Annotated in this window: 22 protein-coding genes; 16 read left to right on the top strand and 6 right to left on the bottom strand. The window is 36.6% G+C overall.

All coding sequences use genetic code 11. The features are described 5' to 3' along the window. Window positions 1-19: 19 nt before the first annotated feature. The 6 genes from AACP56_RS07590 (at window position 20) to AACP56_RS07565 (ending at window position 4220) form a co-directional block, all read left to right on the top strand. Window positions 20-397, top strand: coding sequence for a DoxX family protein (locus tag AACP56_RS07590; RefSeq protein WP_339335800.1), 378 nt, complete (start codon window positions 20-22; stop codon window positions 395-397). 19 nt (window positions 398-416) lie between these two features. Further along, entirely contained in the window at window positions 417-986 is a 570-nt protein-coding gene (locus tag AACP56_RS07585) for a DUF427 domain-containing protein (RefSeq protein ID WP_339335802.1), read from the top strand. A 106-nt stretch (window positions 987-1092) separates the two neighbouring features. Beyond that, window positions 1093-2226 (top strand): SPFH domain-containing protein, encoded by a 1134-nt coding sequence (locus AACP56_RS07580; protein ID WP_339335804.1) that lies wholly within the window; start codon window positions 1093-1095, stop codon window positions 2224-2226. Window positions 2227-2296: 70 nt separating this feature from the next. Further along, window positions 2297-3382: a DNA helicase PriA gene (locus AACP56_RS07575; RefSeq protein ID WP_339335806.1), complete on the top strand. Its 1086-nt coding sequence runs from the start codon at window positions 2297-2299 to the stop codon at window positions 3380-3382. A gap of 9 nt (window positions 3383-3391) precedes the next feature. Further along, window positions 3392-3832, top strand: a complete 441-nt coding sequence (locus tag AACP56_RS07570; RefSeq protein ID WP_339335808.1) for a YybH family protein — start codon at window positions 3392-3394, stop codon at window positions 3830-3832. A gap of 1 nt (window position 3833) precedes the next feature. Beyond that, the gene (locus AACP56_RS07565) at window positions 3834-4220 is read left to right on the top strand and encodes a DUF2306 domain-containing protein (RefSeq protein ID WP_339335810.1); all 387 of its coding nucleotides are present in this window, start codon (window positions 3834-3836) and stop codon (window positions 4218-4220) included. 5 nt (window positions 4221-4225) lie between these two features. Here the strand turns inward: AACP56_RS07565 and AACP56_RS07560 are convergent, their stop codons facing one another. Genes AACP56_RS07560 through hemH form a run of 3 tightly spaced genes read right to left on the bottom strand, consistent with a single transcriptional unit; the run spans window position 4226 to window position 7768 of the window. After that, window positions 4226-5323, bottom strand: a complete 1098-nt coding sequence (locus AACP56_RS07560; protein ID WP_339335812.1) for a lactonase family protein — start codon at window positions 5321-5323, stop codon at window positions 4226-4228. Window positions 5324-5360: 37 nt separating this feature from the next. Continuing rightward, complete coding sequence (locus AACP56_RS07555; RefSeq protein ID WP_339335814.1) at window positions 5361-6737, bottom strand: MATE family efflux transporter; 1377 nt, start codon at window positions 6735-6737, stop codon at window positions 5361-5363. Next, window positions 6737-7768: a ferrochelatase gene (gene hemH / locus AACP56_RS07550; RefSeq protein ID WP_339335816.1), complete on the bottom strand. Its 1032-nt coding sequence runs from the start codon at window positions 7766-7768 to the stop codon at window positions 6737-6739. The genes AACP56_RS07555 and hemH overlap by 1 nt, the downstream gene beginning before the upstream one ends. A gap of 210 nt (window positions 7769-7978) precedes the next feature. Between hemH and AACP56_RS07545 the strand changes: the two genes are divergently transcribed. From AACP56_RS07545 to AACP56_RS07530, 4 genes are all read left to right on the top strand, one after another. Further along, window positions 7979-9037, top strand: a complete 1059-nt coding sequence (locus AACP56_RS07545; protein WP_339335818.1) for a mechanosensitive ion channel family protein — start codon at window positions 7979-7981, stop codon at window positions 9035-9037. Continuing rightward, window positions 9027-9866 carry an N-acetylmuramoyl-L-alanine amidase-like domain-containing protein gene (locus AACP56_RS07540; protein WP_339335820.1) on the top strand — a complete coding sequence of 280 codons (840 nt, stop codon included), beginning with the start codon at window positions 9027-9029 and terminating at the stop codon, window positions 9864-9866. Before AACP56_RS07545 ends, AACP56_RS07540 begins: the two co-directional genes overlap by 11 nt. Before the next feature lie 112 nt (window positions 9867-9978). Further along, complete coding sequence (locus AACP56_RS07535) at window positions 9979-10470, top strand: flavodoxin family protein (protein WP_339335822.1); 492 nt, start codon at window positions 9979-9981, stop codon at window positions 10468-10470. A gap of 281 nt (window positions 10471-10751) precedes the next feature. Next, window positions 10752-11396 (top strand): acetolactate decarboxylase, encoded by a 645-nt coding sequence (locus AACP56_RS07530; RefSeq protein ID WP_339335824.1) that lies wholly within the window; start codon window positions 10752-10754, stop codon window positions 11394-11396. A gap of 91 nt (window positions 11397-11487) precedes the next feature. On the opposite strand, the gene AACP56_RS07525 is transcribed toward AACP56_RS07530, so the two are convergent. The 3 genes from AACP56_RS07525 to AACP56_RS07515 form a co-directional block, all read right to left on the bottom strand. Next, entirely contained in the window at window positions 11488-12567 is a 1080-nt protein-coding gene (locus AACP56_RS07525; RefSeq protein ID WP_339335826.1) for a ThuA domain-containing protein, read from the bottom strand. Window positions 12568-12632: 65 nt separating this feature from the next. Next, entirely contained in the window at window positions 12633-13388 is a 756-nt protein-coding gene (locus tag AACP56_RS07520; RefSeq protein WP_339335828.1) for a ThuA domain-containing protein, read from the bottom strand. Window positions 13389-13400: 12 nt separating this feature from the next. Further along, complete coding sequence (locus AACP56_RS07515) at window positions 13401-14282, bottom strand: AraC family transcriptional regulator (RefSeq protein ID WP_339335830.1); 882 nt, start codon at window positions 14280-14282, stop codon at window positions 13401-13403. Between the two features lie 205 nt (window positions 14283-14487). Between AACP56_RS07515 and hemA the strand changes: the two genes are divergently transcribed. From hemA to AACP56_RS07485, 6 genes are read left to right on the top strand one after another with little or no spacing between them, the layout of a single operon-like run. Next, on the top strand, window positions 14488-15744 hold the full coding sequence (gene hemA / locus AACP56_RS07510; RefSeq protein WP_339335832.1) for a glutamyl-tRNA reductase: 1257 nt from the start codon (window positions 14488-14490) through the stop codon (window positions 15742-15744). Then, entirely contained in the window at window positions 15741-16661 is a 921-nt protein-coding gene (gene hemC, locus AACP56_RS07505; RefSeq protein WP_339335834.1) for a hydroxymethylbilane synthase, read from the top strand. Before hemA ends, hemC begins: the two co-directional genes overlap by 4 nt. Next, window positions 16639-17301 carry a uroporphyrinogen-III synthase gene (locus AACP56_RS07500; protein ID WP_339335836.1) on the top strand — a complete coding sequence of 221 codons (663 nt, stop codon included), beginning with the start codon at window positions 16639-16641 and terminating at the stop codon, window positions 17299-17301. The genes hemC and AACP56_RS07500 overlap by 23 nt, the downstream gene beginning before the upstream one ends. Further along, window positions 17298-18323: a uroporphyrinogen decarboxylase gene (hemE, locus tag AACP56_RS07495; RefSeq protein WP_339335838.1), complete on the top strand. Its 1026-nt coding sequence runs from the start codon at window positions 17298-17300 to the stop codon at window positions 18321-18323. The genes AACP56_RS07500 and hemE overlap by 4 nt, the downstream gene beginning before the upstream one ends. A gap of 4 nt (window positions 18324-18327) precedes the next feature. Further along, window positions 18328-18876, top strand: a complete 549-nt coding sequence (locus AACP56_RS07490) for a GNAT family N-acetyltransferase (protein ID WP_339335840.1) — start codon at window positions 18328-18330, stop codon at window positions 18874-18876. Beyond that, window positions 18873-19361: a DUF6973 domain-containing protein gene (locus AACP56_RS07485; protein WP_445227698.1), complete on the top strand. Its 489-nt coding sequence runs from the start codon at window positions 18873-18875 to the stop codon at window positions 19359-19361. The genes AACP56_RS07490 and AACP56_RS07485 overlap by 4 nt, the downstream gene beginning before the upstream one ends.

The following is a 19361-nucleotide window of genomic DNA, read 5'->3' as shown; positions in this document are numbered from 1 at the left end:
TCAAAATTAATTAAACAATATGGAATATCTGATAATTGGTATTAAAATTTTAATTTTCATCAGTATCATCAATGTATGGTTTTTAAGATTTAATAAAACCACTCCTTGGCGTGGGAGCGATGCACAGAGCATGAAAGATGAGTTCCAAGCTTACGGGCTATCCACCGCTGCTATGTACTTAGTTGGTGGCCTCAAGGTCATCAGTGCTTTATTGCTCATTGTTTCTATTTGGATTCCTATGCTAACGATTTATGCAGCTGGTGCTCTAGCCATCTTAATGCTAGGGGCAATTATAATGCATATAAAAGTGAATGACCCATTAAAAAAATCTTTTCCCGCTTTCTCATTTCTTGTGCTTTCATTGTTATTGGTTGCCAATTCCCAAGGGATGATTTAATTAGAAAAAAAATCAAAGGATGAAATTTTCCGACGGCAAGAACAAACTTCCAGATTGGCTTAAAAAAGCTAGAATGAGTTGGGAATATAATGGTAAAGGAAGACCTCCTTTTGCCAAAGAGCCAAAAAAAGGACAGATTTCAGTTTGGGATTTTCCAAGACCCCCCGCTATAGAAAAGGTAAAAAAAGAAATCTCGGTATATCAAGAAAAGAACTGCCTTGCTAAAACACGGAATGGTTATGCGATAATGGAAACTGCCCATCCACCAAGCTATTATATTCCGCCTACTGATATTAATCAAAACTTCTTAATTCGTATCCCCAATAAAAAGTCGCTCTGCGAATGGAAAGGCTCCGCTATTTATTGGGCGCTCAAAACAGACCCGGAACAAGCTATTGCATGGAGCTACCCAGACCCATTTTCAGAATTTGAGGCTATCAAAGACCATTTGGCTTTTTATCCCCAACAGCTCAACTGTTTTATTAAACAAGAAAAAGTTACGCCGCAACCGGGAAAAAGTTACGCAGGTTGGATTACCACAAACTTGGTAGGTCCTTTTAAAGGTGAACCTGGAACAGGGCATTGGTAGACGGTAAAGCCACTTGTAACAAATTCATGGTATTTTACACTAATCTAAAGCTAGAACAGAGGTTTTTTGCTAGTTTTAGTACTTTAAATGTATAAACACTACGAACATGGATATTTTTAGTAAAATCAAAGAAAAGCTCAGTCATGAGTTTATAGACATTGTCGAATGGTTAGATTACACGGACGATACCATAGCGCATCGTTTTGAGCGTTACCAGAACGAAATTAAAAACGGAGCAAAACTTATTGTTCGCGAGGGACAGACCGCAGTCTTTGTGAATGAAGGACAACTTGCAGATGTATTTACCCCTGGAACTTACGATTTAACCACAAAGAATTTACCCATCTTAGCCACATTAAAGGGGTGGAAATATGGTTTTAATTCTCCTTTTAAAGCTGAAGTCTATTTTGTAAATACGCATTTGTTTACCGATGAAAAATGGGGCACTAAAAATCCTATTACCCTAAGTGACGACCGTTTTGGGTTGGTAGAAATACGAGCATTTGGAACCTATGCATTTAAAATTGCAGACGCTGGTAAATTTATTGTTGATATTGTAGGTACGGATAATAATTTTACCAATTTTGAAATCAACGAACACCTTAAAAGTTTAATTGCCACCCGTTTTACAGATACAGTTGGTGAAGCAAATCTACCTATCGAATTATATGCAGCCAATACTTCCGAGCTTTCAGATACCTGCCAAGAGGTAATGAAACCTGAGTTCTTATCCGTTGGTATCTCCTTAGAAAAATTCTATATCGAAAACGTTTCGATGCCAGAAGACCTTAAAAAAGAAATCTTTGAATACAGCCGAATAGATAAGTTGGACTTGGATAAATTAACCAAGTTCAAAACTGCTAAAGCTATTGAAGCCGCTGCCAAGAATGAGGGCGGAACTGCTGGTGCCGGAATGGGCATGGGTATGGGCTTTGTACTTGCACAACAAATGGGAGGGCTTATGAGCCCCCAGATGGGCGGCCAACAACCAATAGCTCAGGCGGGCGGAGCAATGCCTCCACCAATGCCAGTAGCTGTACAATATTTTTATGCCGTAGATGGAGCACAACAAGGTCCTGTAGGGATTGACCAGCTTAAGGCTCTTTTTGCCAATAGAACCATTAACAAAGAAAGTTTGGTTTGGAAACAGGGCATGGCTAGCTGGGCCGCTTTACAAGAAGTTGAAGAATTAAAATCATTCTTGGGAGGTAACACACCGCCACCGTTGCCTAATTCATAATCCTTTTTGTCATTCCTGTGAAAACAGGAATCCACAATCAAAAGATTCCCGCCTTCGCGGGAATGACAATATGAAAGAAATTCAAAAAACCGAACTTAAAAAAGCCTGCATTAACTGTGGGGCGGAATTGAAGTATCAACCCGGGACTAAAAACATTAGTTGCGAGTACTGCGGACACAAAGAAGAAATCCATATAGACGAAAATGGTTTTGAAGAGCTAGAGCTATACCCCTATTTAAAAGAAATGGGTGCTTTAAAGCATAGCGAAGAGATTTCTATGCTTCATTGTAAAAATTGTGGTGCTAATCAACATGTGGAAGAAAATTATAAATCCCTCCACTGTGTGTATTGTAGTATGCCATTAATTTTGGAAGATGCTTATAAAGAAGACTGGATATTACCTGGTGCCGTTTTACCGTTTCAAATAAACCAAAAAAAGTCCTTTCAGATTTTTAAAAAATGGGTGAACAGTCTTTGGTTTGCTCCCAATAAATTAAAAAAAGCTGCATTGGACCCCCAGTTTACGAAGGGCCTTTATTTACCTTACTGGACTTTTGATGCACAATTGCGAGCATCTTATTCTGGACAACGCGGAGAGTACTATTACGAAACTAAACGGGTTCGTAATTCGCAAGGGAAAACAGTGACCAAAAGAGTTCGTAAAACGCATTGGTATCCTGCTTCTGGGAATATCTCAGGTTTTGTAGATGATACTTTGGTAGAAGCATCAAAGCAACGAAAAGGACGCGTACCTTCCAAAATTGCACGTTGGAATTTAAAACTATTACAGCCCTTTAGCAGTAGCTTTTTAAGAGGTTTCGTTACCGAAAAATATACCATCCCACTCAAGCAAGGACATTTATCCGCCAAAGGCGAAGCGGAGCGTATTGCAGAACGTTGGTGTCGTCAAGATATTGGTGGGGACACGCAAAGGGTAACAAGTATGAATATGCAATTGTCCGAAGAGACCTTTAAGCATATTTTATTGCCTGTTTATGTTAGTGCTTACCGCTATAATAGCAAGGAGTACAATTTTTTTATTAATGGAGAGAATGGCACTATTTCAGGAACGCGACCTTATAGTTTTTGGAAAATTTTCTTTACAGTAATTCTCGTTTTATTAATCATTGGGTTAATTGTATTTTTTGCCCAATAATATTTTCATATGAAAACATTACCTGTTTTACTTCTCTTTTTATCTGTTGCTACATTCGCACAAAAATCTTCTGATGCTGATGATAAAAAAGCAATCATAGCTGTATTAACTGCACAACAAGATGCTTGGAACAACTATGATATTGAAGCTTTTATGGAAGGTTATTGGAAATCCGATGAGTTAAAATTCTATGGGGCTGGCGGTGTTATAAAAGGTTGGCAAAGCACGCTGGAACGCTATAAAAAGAGCTATCCTAGTAAAGAACATTTTGGAAATCTACGTTTTGTTCTTAACGATATTTCAAAAATTAATGATGGAGCTTATTCCGTTATGGGTGAATATCACCTTACCCGAAAAGTGGGTGACACCAATGGTATTTTTATGCTGATTTTAAAAGAAATTGATGGAGAGTGGAAAGTAATTGCAGATACCTCAGCAAAAGTAAATTAGCATGAATTACGAATACTTAATGTACGCTCATTTAATAACAGTACTGCCCTGTGTTTTTATTGGGGCTTATTTGCTATTAGTTAAAAAAGGTACTGGAATCCATAGGAAGTTGGGGCGAACCTATATGATGTTAATGCTCATTACTGCAGTAATAACATTGTTTATGCCAGCTGCAGTTGGCCCTCAAGTTCTTAATCATTTTGGTTGGATTCACCTTTTTAGTTTTCTAACACTTTGGACCGTTCCTACGGCTTATACAGAAATAAAAAAAGGAAATGTAAGAGCACATAAACGTAAAATGGTTTTACTCTATTTTGGCGCAATACTAATCGCAGGCGGATTTACTTTTGCACCTGGGAGGTATTTAAATGAGGTGTTTTTTGGATAGCATTCTTAGTGTAAAAACAATAAACAAACAGGGCTTCCTATTTCATATTCATTCAAAAATTTCAAAGTTCCCTTTTCAGCATCTCTTTTATAAATGGTAATGTTATTACTTCGTTGGTTGGCAACAAGTAAATGATTCCCGTCTGGGCTTATGGTAAAATTACGGGGCCAATCTCCCTTTACAGATTCACGACCGAGCAAATTAAGTTTACCTGTAGCCTCATCAACCGAAAAAATCACAATGGTGTTTTCCCCACGATTGGAGCCATATAAAAATTTTCCATCAGAAGATAAATGTATATCGGCACAAGCTTTTTGACCTGTCCAGTCTTCCGCAACCGTACTCTCAGTTTGTATGGGATTATAACTTCCTTCGTCATCACGCTCAAAAGCCGTAATAGTGGCATTCAATTCGTTAATCACATACATAAAGGACCTTTCACTATTAAATGTAAAATGTCTAGGTCCAGCTCCTTTTGGCAGCGCTATACTTGACTGATGTGCAGGAACCCATCCATAGGGTTGCTTATCATACCGCTTTAAATCATCCAAACCTAAATCAGCAACAAAAAGACCGTCCGGATTAAAATGTGCTTTATGTACGTGAGCTGTTTTAGTTGAATCATTCGTTTTATGGTCCAACATTTGTCTATCGGTCAAACTTCCGTCATTAGCAATATCAAAAACTGCCAAATTTCCTCCAGTATAATTGGATACTGCCAGTTGTCCATTTTCAGAAAGTGCTACATGACAAGGGTGTGCTCCTCCCGAGCCTTTACTATTTAAAAATTTTAGTTCCCCATTATTTAATGAAAAAGAAGTGACTCCCCCACCCAAAGAATCAAAATCAGTAGTTTCTTGGACTGCATATAGGTTTTTCTTGTCCTTTGATATAGCTAAAAAAGATGGATTAGGTAGTTTGGCTTTTAATTCCATAGAATCTAAAGCACCTGTTTCTGGATTAAATTGTAAAGAATAAATTCCTTCAGATGAGCCATCTGTATAAGTGCCAACAAATAAGGTTTTTGTTTGTATTCGTTTATTATTTTCAGAGCACCCCATAACAAATACGAATATTGATAGTACGATAAAAAGCTTTTTCATACTTAGTTAAATTAGGAAATATTAAAAATAAAGAAACTTAGACTAAAGTAACCTTGATTTCTCTTCTAAGATAAAGTCCCGTAACAATTGTTGCCAAAACATCAGCAATTGGGAACGAAATCCATATGCCAAGTTCTCCAAAGAAATTGGGCAATATCAATATCAAAGGAATAAAAAAGAAGCCTTGCCTTGTTAAGGTTAAAAGCAATGCAGGTATAGCTTTCCCTATTGCTTGAAAATAAGCTGCTCCAATTAATTGTAAAGCAATAATAGGTGTAGCTGCAAAAACCCACCTTATGGCATTTGGGGTACGTTCCAGAACAAAAGCATTTACCAATTTATCCTCTAGAGGCAAGTCAGCTCTATTGCTTAAAAAAAGTGAGGTCAGTGCTTCCGGGAAAATCAATAAGCCAAGAAACACGATACTGCCCAAAACAGAAGCATATTTTATAGCGGTGTAAATAGTCTCTTTTACCCTATCGTATTTTTCTGCACCGTAGTTAAAACCAGCTATGGGTAAAAATCCTTGTGTAATTCCAAACACAGGAAATAATGCAAACATTAGAATACGACCAATAATGGCATAAACCGCGATCATTGCTTCTCCTCCTAAATTAAAGAGGATATTGTTCATTAATAAATAGGTAAAACTGACCACTGCTTGTCTTGCCAAGGTTACAAAACCCAAAGAACTTATTTCTTTTAAAATAGGCATATTAAAACCTAGATGGTTCCAGTTAATTTTTAGCTCCGAATTTTTTGAGAGAAAAAAGTATAGCACATAGCTAAAAGACATAAAATATGCCGTGGTAGTTGCCCATGCTGCGCCAGCCATACCCATATCAAACACATATATGAGCAAATAGTCCATAAATAAGTTTGCCACAGAAGGTATAATCATGGCATTCATGGCAAATTTAGGTTTGCCTTCCGCTCGCATTACATTGTTACCCATCATGGTATACGCTAAAAAGGGGACACCGTATAAAATGATGATATAGTAAACTTTAGCAGGTTCAAAAATGCTTCCTTTAGCCCCAAAGACTGGAATTAAATCATTTACATAAATCAATCCTAGAATAACCATACTTATGGTCATTACAAAAGTCAATGTAATCTGATTTCCAAAAGTCTTTAATGCCTTTTCACGATTATCAGCTCCCAAAGCACGGGAAATAATGCTAGAGCCTCCAACACCAATTGCCATTCCTAAAGCAGCAATAAAAAAAGTAATTGGTAGTACTACACTAATGGCGGCAATTGCAATGGAACCTATCCACTTTCCTACAAAAACAGAATCGATAAGTACATTCAGGGACATCACCAAGATACCTATGGCGGCAGGCACGGATTGCTTCACCAAAAGTTTACCAATAGGTCTAGTTCCAAGTTCTTCTGATGAGACTTTTGCCATTATACTGGCAGGGTTTCCTTAGCTTCCCATTCATTGATCCATTTTGCCATTAGTGCCACCCAAGCATCGTTATCGTTTAGACAGGATATATGCTTATAATGTTCTCCTCCAGCTTCTTCAAATTGCTCTTTTCCTTCCATGGCAATCTCCTCTAAGGTTTCCAAGCAATCGCTTACAAAAGCAGGCGTAATTACAGCCAGTCTTTTCTTGCCTTCTTTCGGAAAACGCTCAAACTGATAATCTGTATACGGTTTTAACCATGGGTCACCCGCCAATCTTGACTGGAAAGAAGAGCTCACTTTTTCTTCTGGCAATCCTAAATATGCTTTTACCAATTCAGTAGTATCATAACATTGATGGCGATAGCACGTATGATGTGCCACCGAATTTATACTACAACACGTACCATCTATCTTACAATGAAATTTTGTTGGGTCAGATTTGCGGATGTGGCGCTCTGGGATTCCATGGTATGAAAATAAAATATGGTCATATTCAAAATCCTTTAATCCCTCTGCAATACTTTCTGATAGTACTTTTATATAATCTTCATTACTGTAAAACGCAGGCATGGTGGTCATTTTCATCTCAGGAAAATATTCTTGCTGATCTTCCATTGCTTTAACCACAACCGTTTCGTAAGAGGACATCGCATAGTGCGGGTAAAGCGGTACCAACAAAACCTCATCTACGTCTTGATTCTTAAGCTCTTGCAAGCCTTCTTTAATACTCATAGAGCCATAGCGCATTCCCAAGGCTACTGGAAGCTCCGTATGTTCCCTAACCTTTTTGGCAAAGCGTTTCGAGATTACAATTAAAGGGGAACCTTCGTCCCACCAAATCTTTGAATATGCTTTTGCCGACTTTTTTGGCCTTGTCTGCAGTATGATTCCACGAACCAATAAGTTGCGTAATAATGGCGGAACATCAATAACGCGACCATCCATTAAAAACTCATCCAAATAAGGCTTTACATCTTTTGGTGTTGGACTATCTGGCGAACCTAAATTGACCAATAAAACTCCTTTCATCTGTATATTATAATTTCTTTTTATCTGTCAGATGAAATTCACCATTAACCTTTTGATATATTCAAAACCGTGATGGCTCATTTCATTAGCAGTGAAGTTGGTTATAATTTTAAGATGTTAAAAATACGACAGCAACTTGATTTTATATTTGAATATCTGAATTACTTTTGTTATTCTTCAATAGATAATGCCAATGACCAATTTAAGATAATGAAAACAATATTAGAAAATGTTTCAAAAGAATCACTTCTCTATTTGGGGGCAGCACTCTTTACTCTATTAATATGTTACTGGCTACTTTCCTTTTTTTTAAAACGTATTGGTAAGAATCCAAAATTTTTACTACCTGAAGGTTCTTTCAAGAAATTATCCTTACCACTTGTACTGTTGTTTATTTCCATTTTGATGCGTATACAGTCACTGCGGGAAATATTAGGGCTTACACATTTAGAATCCTGGTTCAAAAAAGCCAGTACCTTGCTTTTTATATTCGCATTCACATGGCTGATCATAATTGCTTTAAAAGTGATCAAAAAAATAGTGCTGGACAATTACAACGTTGATGAAACAGATAATCTTAAAGCTCGAAAAATCTACACTCAATTCACCATTCTTGAGCGTATAATCATCTTTATTATTATTATTTTGGCACTTGGTGTGGCTCTTATGAGTTTTGAAGAAATACGAGAGATTGGTATCAGTATTTTTGCATCAGCGGGAGTAGCAGGTATAATAGTAGGCTTTTCGGCACAGAAACTTATAGGTACGATCCTAGCTGGAATTCAAATTGCAATTGCCCAGCCCATTAAATTAGATGATGTGGTTATCGTAGAAGGAGAATGGGGTAGGATTGAGCAGATTACCCTTACCTACGTAGTGGTAAAAATTTGGGACAAAAGAAGACTTATTGTCCCAACCCCTTATTTTATTGACAAACCTTTTCAAAACTGGACCAAAACATCTTCTGATATATTGGGTACAGTATTTTTATATACGGATTACAATGTCCCTTTTAATAAACTTAGAAATGAACTTACCCGTATCTTAAAGGCTACAGATCTATGGGACGGAAACGTAAATGTTCTGCAAGTGACAGATTCCAAGGCAAACCATATAGAGGTACGTGCTTTGATGAGTGCAAAAGACTCACCCACGGCTTGGGACTTAAGAGTACACGTTAGGGAAAAATTGATAGTCTTCCTACAGAAAAATTACCCAGAGAGCATCGCAAGAACGAGAATTAAGATAAACAATTCAGATGAAAATTAGACTATTGTTATTTGGGTTTCTTTGGATGAATACCATTTGTTCGCAACAACTTATTTGCTCTCCAAAAGACAGCCTTCTTTTTAATTCTAAAAGTGAGGCTTTATTGATAGGGGTACAATCCAAAAGCTTAGGCGATACTATTGTGTCCATTGGTACATCCTTTTTAGGAACTCCATATGTAGAAAAAACTTTAGAAATCGGTGAAAAAGAATCCCTGGTCGTGAATCTTCGAGGTCTTGATTGTACCACTTTTGTGGAAAATGTTTTGGCTTTTACCCTAGTTCTCAGAACTCCAGATAAATTGTTCGATAATTTCATTGAAAATTTAGAGACCATTCGGTATAGAAATGGAGAATTAAACGGGTATGCCTCTCGTTTACATTACTTTACGGATTGGATTAGGGATAATGAGAAAATAGGTTTAGTAAGAGATATTACTACAGATTTAGGAGGTGTAATGCTAGAAAAACCTATTAATTTTATGGGTACCCATAGAGATTTATATCCCTATTTAAAGGATGATGAAAACTTTAAACAAATTCTAGAAACCGAAGCAGAACTAGCAAAAGAAACGCTATGTTATTTGCCTCTAGATAAAATCAAGTCCCAAGAAAAGAATATCCAATCTGGGGATATTATTGCGTTGGCAACTTCTATAAAAGGATTGGATGTTACCCATACCGGTTTTGCCATAAGACAACCGAATGGTAGAATTCATTTACTACATGCTTCAAGTTCTGGAGAAGTAAAAATCTCCAAGGAACCCCTGGTAGACTATCTAAAAAATATAAAGAACAATATTGGGATTATAGTTGCAAGACCTATTTAGTGCAAAAGTATTCGCCAACACCTTATACAGGTAATCAGTATCTTTCATATATAAAAACCAAACTTGCATATATTTATGTGTTGTATCACATTTCAAAAAACTAAAATCCTAAATGAAAAAAGTAGTAATAGTCGGAAGTTCTAGAAACGATGGAAATACTGCGAATCTAACAAAACAACTGATTGAAAAAGCGAAATGGGATTTAGTGAATCTAAATGACTATGATTTCAGCTATTTTGACTACGAGCACAAAAATCGGAATGATGACTACCTGAATTTAATGAAAGAAATTACGGAAAAATATGAGACTCTAATTTTTGTAACACCTGTTTATTGGTATTCAATGAGTGGAATAATGAAGGTGTTTTTCGACCGATTAACAGATTTATTAACTATTGAAAAAGAGCATGGACGAAAATTACGTGGAAAGAAAATGGCTGTAATGAGTTGCTCAATCGGAGGAAACCTTGGAGAACATTTTTGGCTTCCATTTTCAAAAACAGCAAACTATTTAGGAATGGAATATCTTGGAAATACTCATACTATTAATGGGGAAAACAATGAAACAAAAATAGCAGAATTCATAAAACTGATTGGGAAATAAAAAACGTGCTAAAATAATGGATAATAACAATTACCACGGATTCGACTACCCATCGACTGCGCCCAGGATAGGCTTAAACGATTCTACTCAGAATTGCTAAAGTCTAGCCAAACCAAAAATAAACGCATATTAACCCGTAACTAACCGCTATATGATATCGTTAGCGGCAATTTGTGAAAAACGATAAATTATAGATGAGCATTAAACAATTAGCACTCGGACTTCTGACAATTGGACTGATAAGTTGCAATTCGACAGCTAATGAAAAGAAAACGAATAAAATGGAAACGTATCCTGACATAAAAATTGTTGGTGCGATGAAAAATGTGATGTGGAAAGGTGAATTAGGAAGTAGTATAGACCTTGACACTATTTCAGACAAAAACGGATTATATGGACTTGGACCTGTAAGCTACTTAATGGGTGAACTGCTAATAAAAAACGGAAAAAGCTACCTATCAAAAGTCACTTCGGATTCTACAATGACTGTTGAGAAAACAATTGAAACATCAGCACCATTCCTTGTTTATGGAAACGTAACTAAATGGAATGAAATTGACCTACCTTCTGACCTAAAGACAATTCAGGATTTGGAGAAATTCATTGATGAAAAAACCTCAGAATTTAAAAGACCTTTCGCCTTTAAATTAATCGGTCAAGTTTCAAGTGCGATTATTCATATTCAGAATTTGCCCCAAGGAACAAAAGTATCTTCGCCTGATGAAGCACATCTAGGGCAGATAAATTACAATATTCAAAACGAAGACGCTGAAATAATTGGATTTTTCTCAACTGAACATAAAGGAGTTTTTACTCATCATGACTCATTTTTACATATGCACTTGATAACAAAAGACGAAAGTAAAATGGGACATTTAGATGAATTAGAAATCGGAGAAATGAAATTATATCTACCGAAAAAATAAATAACCTTCACCGATAAAGGCCATGTATCCATGTCGAACAAAAACCCGCCACGGCATATGGCCGAACCGTTACATTAGCCAGAAACTAACTCTAATCTAACATCAGGTCAAAGACATTGGTAATCAACTGTACAAACTCTGCATCTGAATACTTGTCTTTTGAATGTCCCATACTGGAATAAAAACTAATACCGCCATCTGGTCTTTCCCAATAGTGTGCTGTCATCCTTGGGTCATCATAGGAGTTAGACCCGGTATCGGAAACTCGAAGTAACTCCGTAAAATCAGAGGCAATATATCCTCCTTCCCAATAATACCATTCCTCATTATCATCCCAAGGAAATGAAATTCCGTTGGTCAGTCCAGAATTTTGATTTTCAATAGTTACTGTTGCTGCAAAATTATTTGCCGTATGGTTTGGTTCGTTTCTTACACTGCATCCGGTAACATTTTCAGCATACCAATCCCACTCTCCTTTACCGCCACCATTTACTGTGGTCGCTGTACTATGTCCGTAACTGTCACTAGCAGCATGATTGGATATAAAATTTCCTCTTTGAGTAGCATAACTTTCTACATTGGCCCTTTGGGATGCATTTAAAGTGTTACCTGAAGTATTGGTAAAAAAGATAACATCATATTCATTAAGATTAGCTGCAGAATCAAACTCACTTCCTGTGTCATCAACAGTGACCTCAAAATTAAGTTCTGATGCAAAGCCTTCCACCATAGCTACACTTTCGTTTTTAGTATTATGATTGAATCCAGCTGTTTTGGTAAAAACAAGCACTTTTTTCACACTGGATGTTCCCATACTAGTAGTCACCGTTTCACTATCGCTTTGCGCCGATTCATTCTCAGCAGCATCAAAAGCTGAAACCGTAAATGAATAGGTAGTGTTGGGATTTAGACCATTGGCAGTATAAGAGGTGCCTGTTACTTCAGCCACTTTGCTTCCATCTTGATAAATGGTGTAGCCCGTAACTGAAACATTATCTGTTGAAGCATTCCAGACTAAATCAGCACTATTTCCGGTGATACTGCTTGAGACAAGTCCACTCGGTACTGTGGGAGCTTCAGTATCTGGTTCTGTTTCATCTCTAGGTTCTTCTGTTTTTTCACAGGAGCATATTAAAAACAAAGTGAGTAGGGATAATAGGTATCTGTACATTTTGGGGGATGTTTACATATATACGCTACCGAATCCCTTTTCGGACTTCTAAAGAAATGGAATGCTTAGTCTCTTCCTAGGCACCATTCTATGGCACCCAAAAGATGTTGCCTAAATTCTAGTTCTACATAGGATTCATTGGTATGACCTCCTCCAGTGTAGTATGCCCTTCCTCCATCATATTCATGATACCAGGCTATTGGGTGATTGGCTCCGTTGGTGCCACCTTCGTAACTGTTTTCATCTAAATTCATTACTACAGTGACCTTTGGGTTTAAATTTTTATAGTTGTACCATTCATCGCTACGGGTCCAATTGTCCTCTAAATGAACAGTTGATTTATGGTCTTTGGTGAGAACATTGATTTTGGCTTCCCTTACGTTTGGGTTATTTGGGTGACTTTCAAAATAACCACCAACCAATTTTCCGTACCATGGCCAGTCATACTCCGTATCTGATGCAGCATGAACCCCTAGGAAACTACCCCCAGATTGTATATACTTTTCAAATGCTTTTTGCTCACTAGCGTCCAAAACATCCATAGTGGTGCTTAAGAAAACAACTAAGTTATAGTTGGCTAAATTTTCAGAATTAAAATCTTCTGAGCTTTCCGTTCTTAACACGATGAAGTTATTTTTACGCCCTATTTCTCGCAAGGCTTTTACGCCAGTGGCAATGCTCTCGTGGCGAAAACCTTTGGTTTTTGTAAAAACCAGTACTAAATCAGGCTTTTTTGGTGGAGTTGGAGTTTCAGTTTCTTGCCCGTTTGCTGTAATTGAAATGCTAAAGAGCACTACAATGATTGATTTGATGAATTTCATTTTCTATAAGTGTTATGTGGTTGAAGTTAAATATTTTTTAGGGGTGGTTCCATATTTCTTTTTAAACGATGATATAAAATGACTGGCGGTACTGTAACCAATCTTTAGCCCTACTTCATTTACATTGTAGTGGCCCGTTTCCAACATTTTACGGGCATATTCCATCTTATAATCAAAGAGAAATCCAAAAACGGAATCCCCATAAATTTGTTTAAAGCCTTCCTTCAACTTTTTTAAGCTCAATCCAATTTCTTCAGAAAGTTCTGCCAACGTAGGTGGCTCGGACATTCTTGAAATCATGATTTCTTTTGCTTGGCGAATTCGCCTAACATTATCTTCATCTGCTAAAAAAGGGCATTGCTCTAAATCCGCATCCTCTGTCCTATTAAAATACAACGAGATTAATTCGTATACCTTGCCTTTTATGTACAAATTTTTAATGGATGGGTGCAGATTATAACTCATTAACTGACTTAAAACCACCGCCATTGCTGGTGTGAGCACTTCTTGGGAGTAGTATTTTTTTTCACTGTTCTCATCACTCAAAAACGGAATATAATCTGCTTCTGAAGAGAATAGGGAGTGGAACTTTCTAATGGTCATCACTACAGAAAGCAACCAAGAATTAGGTTCTAACACCACATTTAGGGGTAGGTCTTTTTGCGTATTGTAAAGCAACAGGGAATTTTCTTCAGAAACTTCTAGGGAATAGTTGCTATTATTGAACAAAAATTTTGCGTGGCCCTTTAATGAAAAATGAAACTGAATAAAGGTGCTATCGATATTTCGCTCAATTTGTTTAGAAGCCTCTGTATCATTTTGAATTTTAAGCACATAGAAGCCTTCGTCTATTAAAAATTCATCATAGGAACCTTTAGCGATATTTTCTTGCATTTTGTTGTGGTTAATTAGGTATAAAGTGTTATTTAGAATTACTCTAAAGAGTGATATTCATCAGCAAATTTATCAATAAATACAATGTTTTTAGAAGATTTCAACCGAAAAGCTCCTCAAAAACACATTTGCTGATATTTTATGTTCCGCTAGCGTTATTTTTTCCATATCCATAGAACTACTTTTGCAACGCTGGTTTAGTACAATGAAGAATTACCATCTTTCCAAACACAGTTCTTTTTACGCTATTGGCTTAAGCTACAAAAAAGCAGATGCCGAGGTGCGTGGCAAGTTTAGTTTAGATGTGCCTAAAATAGATACTATTACCCTTGATGCCAAAAAAGAAGGTATAGAGGGGTTGCTGGCCATTTCCACCTGTAATAGAACTGAGCTTTTTGGTTTTGCACAGCATCCTTTCCAGCTCATACAATTACTTTGTAAGCATACCTCTGGTACCGTAGAAGAGTTCCAAGAAGTGGCTTATGTTTATAAAAACCATGACGCTTTTACGCATTTGTTTAGAGTTGGGACTGGATTGGACAGTCAAATTCTAGGGGATTTTGAAATTATAAGCCAGATAAAGCAAAGCTTTTACCGTTCTAAAAAGCATAGAATGTCCAATCCATTTCTAGAACGACTATGCAATTCTGTAATACAAGCCAGTAAACGAATTAAAAATGAAACTGAGCTTTCTTCAGGGGCTACTTCAGTTGCTTTTGCATCTGTAAAATACATATTAAATACGGTTCCCAATATTTCCGAAAAGAATATTCTACTTTTTGGAACAGGAAAAATTGGAAGGAATACCTGTGAAAATTTAATAAAGCACACGGACAACTCCCATATCACCTTAATTAACCGAACTAAGGAAAAGGCTGAGGCAGTTGCTGGAAAATTTCATTTAATTGTAAAGGATTATGGTGATTTGCAAGCTGAAATTAGAAAGTCAGATATTCTAATAGTTGCCACTGGAGCTCAGCTGCCAACAGTTTCTAAATCTATAGTACATTCTAAAAAACCATTGCTTATTCTTGACCTCTCGGTGCCAAAAAATGTAAATGATGATGTATCAGAATTAGATAATATAACTCTAGTGCATTTAGATCAGTTGTCACAGATTACAGATGAAACTTTGGCCAATAGAAAGGCATATATCCCTAAAGCAAATGCAATTATTGATGAGGTCAAAAACGATTTCTTAAAGTGGTTGGAGACTAGAAAATTTGCTCCTGTTATCAATGCTTTGAAAGAAAAGCTGATGACGATGAAAGAGGAAGAATTGGACTTTCATTCCAAAAAGTTAACCGACTTTAACCAAGAACAAGCAGAATTAGTTTCAGAACGCATTATTCAAAAAATCACGAAGCAGTTTGCAAATCACTTAAAAAAGTCAGAAGTGGACACGGATGATAGCCTTGCTTTGATTGAAAAAGTGTTTCAGTTAGAAATAAATCCCAAATGAGTAAAGTAATTCGCATTGGCACTCGCGATAGCGAATTAGCACTTTGGCAGGCCACAACCGTTCAGCAAAAATTGGACGATTTGGGTTTAAATACACAATTGGTTCCTGTAAAATCTACTGGTGATTTAGTATTGGACAAACCGCTTTATGAATTAGGCATTACGGGTATTTTTACTAAAACGTTGGATGTGGCGCTTTTAAACGGGGATATAGACATTGCCGTGCATTCCATGAAAGATGTGCCTACCAAATTGCCAAATGGAGTTGTAAAAGCAGCAGTTATGGAACGAGCTTCTAACAAAGATGTTCTGGTACATTTAGGAACAGATTTTTTAAATGGAAATGGAACCATAGCTACCGGCAGTCTAAGACGAAAGGCACAGTGGTTGCACAAATATCCAAAACACAACGTAGTTGATTTACGCGGAAATGTAAATACACGCTTGTTAAAGCTCATTGAGAACGGTTGGAACGGGGCAATTTTTGCTAAAGCTGGATTGGAAAGAATTAAACTGCTCCCAAAGGATGCTACGGAATTGGATTGGATGGTTCCGGCGCCGGCCCAAGGGGCCATGTTAATCGTTGCTCTTGAAAAAAACAAGGAATTGGTTGGGCAAATTTCTGCTTTAAATCATATGGAAAGTGATATCTGCACCGCCATTGAACGTGACTTTTTAAGAACCCTAGAAGGAGGATGTACCGCACCAATAGGTGCCATTGGAACCATAAAAGACCAAAAAGTATATTTTAAAGGTTGCTTACATTCCTTAGATGGACAACAAAAAATTGAGATTAAAAAAGAATGTTCTTTATCAAATGTTTCAAACTTTGGAGAAAATTGTGCCAATGAAATTCTAGAAAATGGCGGACGTAAATTGATGGAAAGTATAAAAAATGAGCTCAATACTATCCACTAAAATACTATCTCCTTCCCAAAAAGAATTGCTGTTAAATGCAAACCTCAGTTTTGTGGAATATGATGCCATAAAAATTGAGTTTCTGCCATTTGAAATTGATAACGGATATGACTATTTCGTATTTACAAGTCAAAATGGAGTGAATGCTTTTCTAAAAGCAAATAATGCCATTGATTTTTCAGCAAACGAGGTCTTTTGTGTTGGTGAAAAAACAAGAATACTTTTAGAGCAAAATCACCTAAGAGTTGTTGAAATGGCCCAAAATTCATCAGAACTAGGGACGATTATTGCCAAAAAATATATAAAACACTCGTTTTTAATTTTTTCCGGAAACTTAAGAAGGCCTGAACTACCTCAAATTTTATTAAAAAATAACATTCGGTACAAAGAAACGATTACATACAATACCTCTCTTAATTTCAAAGTATTTCAAAGTAATTTTAATAGGGTTTTATTCTTTAGTCCGAGCGGCGTGGAGAGTTTTATAAAAGAAAATGGTCTAGGTAAGAGCGTTGCTTTTTGTATTGGAGAAACCACTGCGGCCGAGGCCAAAAAACATACAGATCAAATAATCATTGCTAACAAACCAACCGTAGAAAATGTGTTGGTACAAGCAATTAAACATCATAGAAATTCATGATTAAGAACGACTTATTCTTAAAAGCCTTAAAAGGAGAAACCGTAGATAGGCCTCCGGTATGGATGATGCGCCAGGCTGGCAGATATCTTCCGGAATTTATGGAGATAAAGAAAAAATACGACTTCTTTACCCGATGCCAGACTCCAGAACTAGCATCAGAAATTACCGTACAACCCATTAGAAGATATGGTATGGATGCCGCAATTCTTTTTAGTGATATTTTGGTAATTCCCCAAGCAATGAATATTGATGTGGAGATGAAACCCAATTTTGGTCCTTATCTACCAAACCCCATACGAGAAGAAAAAGATTTGGACGGGGTTATTGTACCAGATATCCAAGATACTTTGGGCTATGTAATGGATGCCATTAAAATGACCAAAGAAAAATTGAACGATGAGATTCCATTAATAGGTTTTGCTGGTTCTCCTTGGACCATTCTTTGTTATTGCATACAAGGCCAAGGCAGTAAGAATTTTGATATGGCCAAAGGTTTTTGCTTTACACAACCAAAAGCAGCACACGAATTACTTCAAAAGATTACGGATACCACCATTGCTTACTTAAAAGAAAAAGTTAGGGCTGGTGTCAATGCTGTTCAAGTTTTTGACTCTTGGGGTGGGATGCTATCCCCCACCGATTATCAAGAATTTTCATTTAGGTACATTCAACAGATTGTAGATGCTTTAAAAGATGAAGCCCCAGTAATTGTGTTTGGAAAAGGGTGTTGGTTTGCACTTAACGATATGGCAAAATCTGGCGCTGCTGCCCTTGGTGTGGATTGGACATGTTCTGCAAGGAATGCACGCTACCTTAGTGGAGGAAAAATTACCTTGCAAGGTAATTTTGACCCCTCTAGATTACTATCCCCTCCATCAGAAATTAAAAAAATGGTAAAGCAAATGATAGATCAATTTGGCAAAGACCAATACATAGTGAATCTGGGACATGGTATTTTGCCAAATATTCCCTTAGAAAATGCGGGTGCTTTTGTAGAGGCTGTGAAAGAATATACCGTATAGTATTATGAATATTTACTTTGAAAACTATAATATTGCTCCCATTCATGAAAAAGATGCTTGGCGCTTATGCGATTTTATGGTTTCAAATTCTGATAGATTCAAAGACTTCTTTCCAGGTACATTGAAAGAAAATTTGAATCCAACTTTATCTAGGCATTTTGTTGCCAAAAAAGTAAAAGAGTTCAATGAAAAAGAAGAGTTCCTCTTTACTGTCAAAGAAAATACCAATCGTGCTATTATTGGTCTTATATACGTTAAAGAATTAAAAAAGAAAGAAGGACAAGGTGAGTTGGCTTATTGTATCGGCTATCAATATGCAGGTAAGGGTTTAATGACCAAAATTGTGGACAAAATTGTTAGGTGGTCTTTTGATGATGCAAATCTAGACACCCTACAAATTATTGCACATCAAACCAATGTTGCCAGTAAAAAAGTGGCAGAGAAAAATAACTTCACTTGGCAAAAAACATTACCAAAAGTCCATGAAATACCAGGTGTGGGATTTGTTGATATGGAACTTTATGAATTGTATAGTGATAAGAAAATAGAATGAATCTCTTTAGAATCATACAGCGAATAAATCTAAAAAGCTTTTGGAACCTATTTAAGCTAGGCATTACGAGTCCTTTCTTTGTGTTACCAACCATGAGCGCCACAAAAGAATGCCTTTCTATTTCCAACAAGTATTTTGGTAGGTTACATTATCAAAATACACCTGCAAATGCATTTAGACACGCTTTTTGGAATTTTATCATAGCTAAAAAATGTACCAAATGGTCTAAAAATATCAAGACAGTTCTAAAATGGACAAAAAATATCACTGATTGGCATGAAAATGCCTTTAGAAATAGAGATTTAGCTAGAAAAATGGATTTTCATAACAATAAAGTTGGTAGGGAAGTCTTTAGAACGCATAGTGAAAATACTCAAGAAGAAGTCATCCATCTTTTTATCGAAATGACTAAAAATTCTATAAAAATCACTGAGCATTCTGTTCTTAAAAATCACCAACTGACACTTGTTCACTTAACAGATTAA

This window comes from Croceitalea sp. MTPC6 (assembly GCF_036985525.1).
GTDB lineage: Bacteria > Bacteroidota > Bacteroidia > Flavobacteriales > Flavobacteriaceae > Croceitalea.
The sequence above is the reverse complement of the archived record's forward strand: the minus strand, read 5'-3'. Positions and strand labels throughout refer to the sequence as shown.

What these genes read in the sequence shown, in the direction of transcription:
- AACP56_RS07590 (WP_339335800.1), top strand. Translation starts at nt 20, where the DNA reads ATGGAATATCTGATAATTGGTATTAAAATTTTAATTTTCATCAGTATC.
- AACP56_RS07585 (WP_339335802.1), top strand. Translation starts at nt 417, where the DNA reads ATGAAATTTTCCGACGGCAAGAACAAACTTCCAGATTGGCTTAAAAAA.
- AACP56_RS07580 (WP_339335804.1), top strand. Translation starts at nt 1,093, where the DNA reads ATGGATATTTTTAGTAAAATCAAAGAAAAGCTCAGTCATGAGTTTATA.
- AACP56_RS07575 (WP_339335806.1), top strand. Translation starts at nt 2,297, where the DNA reads ATGAAAGAAATTCAAAAAACCGAACTTAAAAAAGCCTGCATTAACTGT.
- AACP56_RS07570 (WP_339335808.1), top strand. Translation starts at nt 3,392, where the DNA reads ATGAAAACATTACCTGTTTTACTTCTCTTTTTATCTGTTGCTACATTC.
- AACP56_RS07565 (WP_339335810.1), top strand. Translation starts at nt 3,834, where the DNA reads ATGAATTACGAATACTTAATGTACGCTCATTTAATAACAGTACTGCCC.
- AACP56_RS07560 (WP_339335812.1), bottom strand. Translation starts at nt 5,323, where the DNA reads ATGAAAAAGCTTTTTATCGTACTATCAATATTCGTATTTGTTATGGGG.
- AACP56_RS07555 (WP_339335814.1), bottom strand. Translation starts at nt 6,737, where the DNA reads ATGGCAAAAGTCTCATCAGAAGAACTTGGAACTAGACCTATTGGTAAA.
- hemH (WP_339335816.1), bottom strand. Translation starts at nt 7,768, where the DNA reads ATGAAAGGAGTTTTATTGGTCAATTTAGGTTCGCCAGATAGTCCAACA.
- AACP56_RS07545 (WP_339335818.1), top strand. Translation starts at nt 7,979, where the DNA reads ATGAAAACAATATTAGAAAATGTTTCAAAAGAATCACTTCTCTATTTG.
- AACP56_RS07540 (WP_339335820.1), top strand. Translation starts at nt 9,027, where the DNA reads ATGAAAATTAGACTATTGTTATTTGGGTTTCTTTGGATGAATACCATT.
- AACP56_RS07535 (WP_339335822.1), top strand. Translation starts at nt 9,979, where the DNA reads ATGAAAAAAGTAGTAATAGTCGGAAGTTCTAGAAACGATGGAAATACT.
- AACP56_RS07530 (WP_339335824.1), top strand. Translation starts at nt 10,752, where the DNA reads ATGGAAACGTATCCTGACATAAAAATTGTTGGTGCGATGAAAAATGTG.
- AACP56_RS07525 (WP_339335826.1), bottom strand. Translation starts at nt 12,567, where the DNA reads ATGTACAGATACCTATTATCCCTACTCACTTTGTTTTTAATATGCTCC.
- AACP56_RS07520 (WP_339335828.1), bottom strand. Translation starts at nt 13,388, where the DNA reads ATGAAATTCATCAAATCAATCATTGTAGTGCTCTTTAGCATTTCAATT.
- AACP56_RS07515 (WP_339335830.1), bottom strand. Translation starts at nt 14,282, where the DNA reads ATGCAAGAAAATATCGCTAAAGGTTCCTATGATGAATTTTTAATAGAC.
- hemA (WP_339335832.1), top strand. Translation starts at nt 14,488, where the DNA reads ATGAAGAATTACCATCTTTCCAAACACAGTTCTTTTTACGCTATTGGC.
- hemC (WP_339335834.1), top strand. Translation starts at nt 15,741, where the DNA reads ATGAGTAAAGTAATTCGCATTGGCACTCGCGATAGCGAATTAGCACTT.
- AACP56_RS07500 (WP_339335836.1), top strand. Translation starts at nt 16,639, where the DNA reads ATGAGCTCAATACTATCCACTAAAATACTATCTCCTTCCCAAAAAGAA.
- hemE (WP_339335838.1), top strand. Translation starts at nt 17,298, where the DNA reads ATGATTAAGAACGACTTATTCTTAAAAGCCTTAAAAGGAGAAACCGTA.
- AACP56_RS07490 (WP_339335840.1), top strand. Translation starts at nt 18,328, where the DNA reads ATGAATATTTACTTTGAAAACTATAATATTGCTCCCATTCATGAAAAA.
- AACP56_RS07485 (WP_445227698.1), top strand. Translation starts at nt 18,873, where the DNA reads ATGAATCTCTTTAGAATCATACAGCGAATAAATCTAAAAAGCTTTTGG.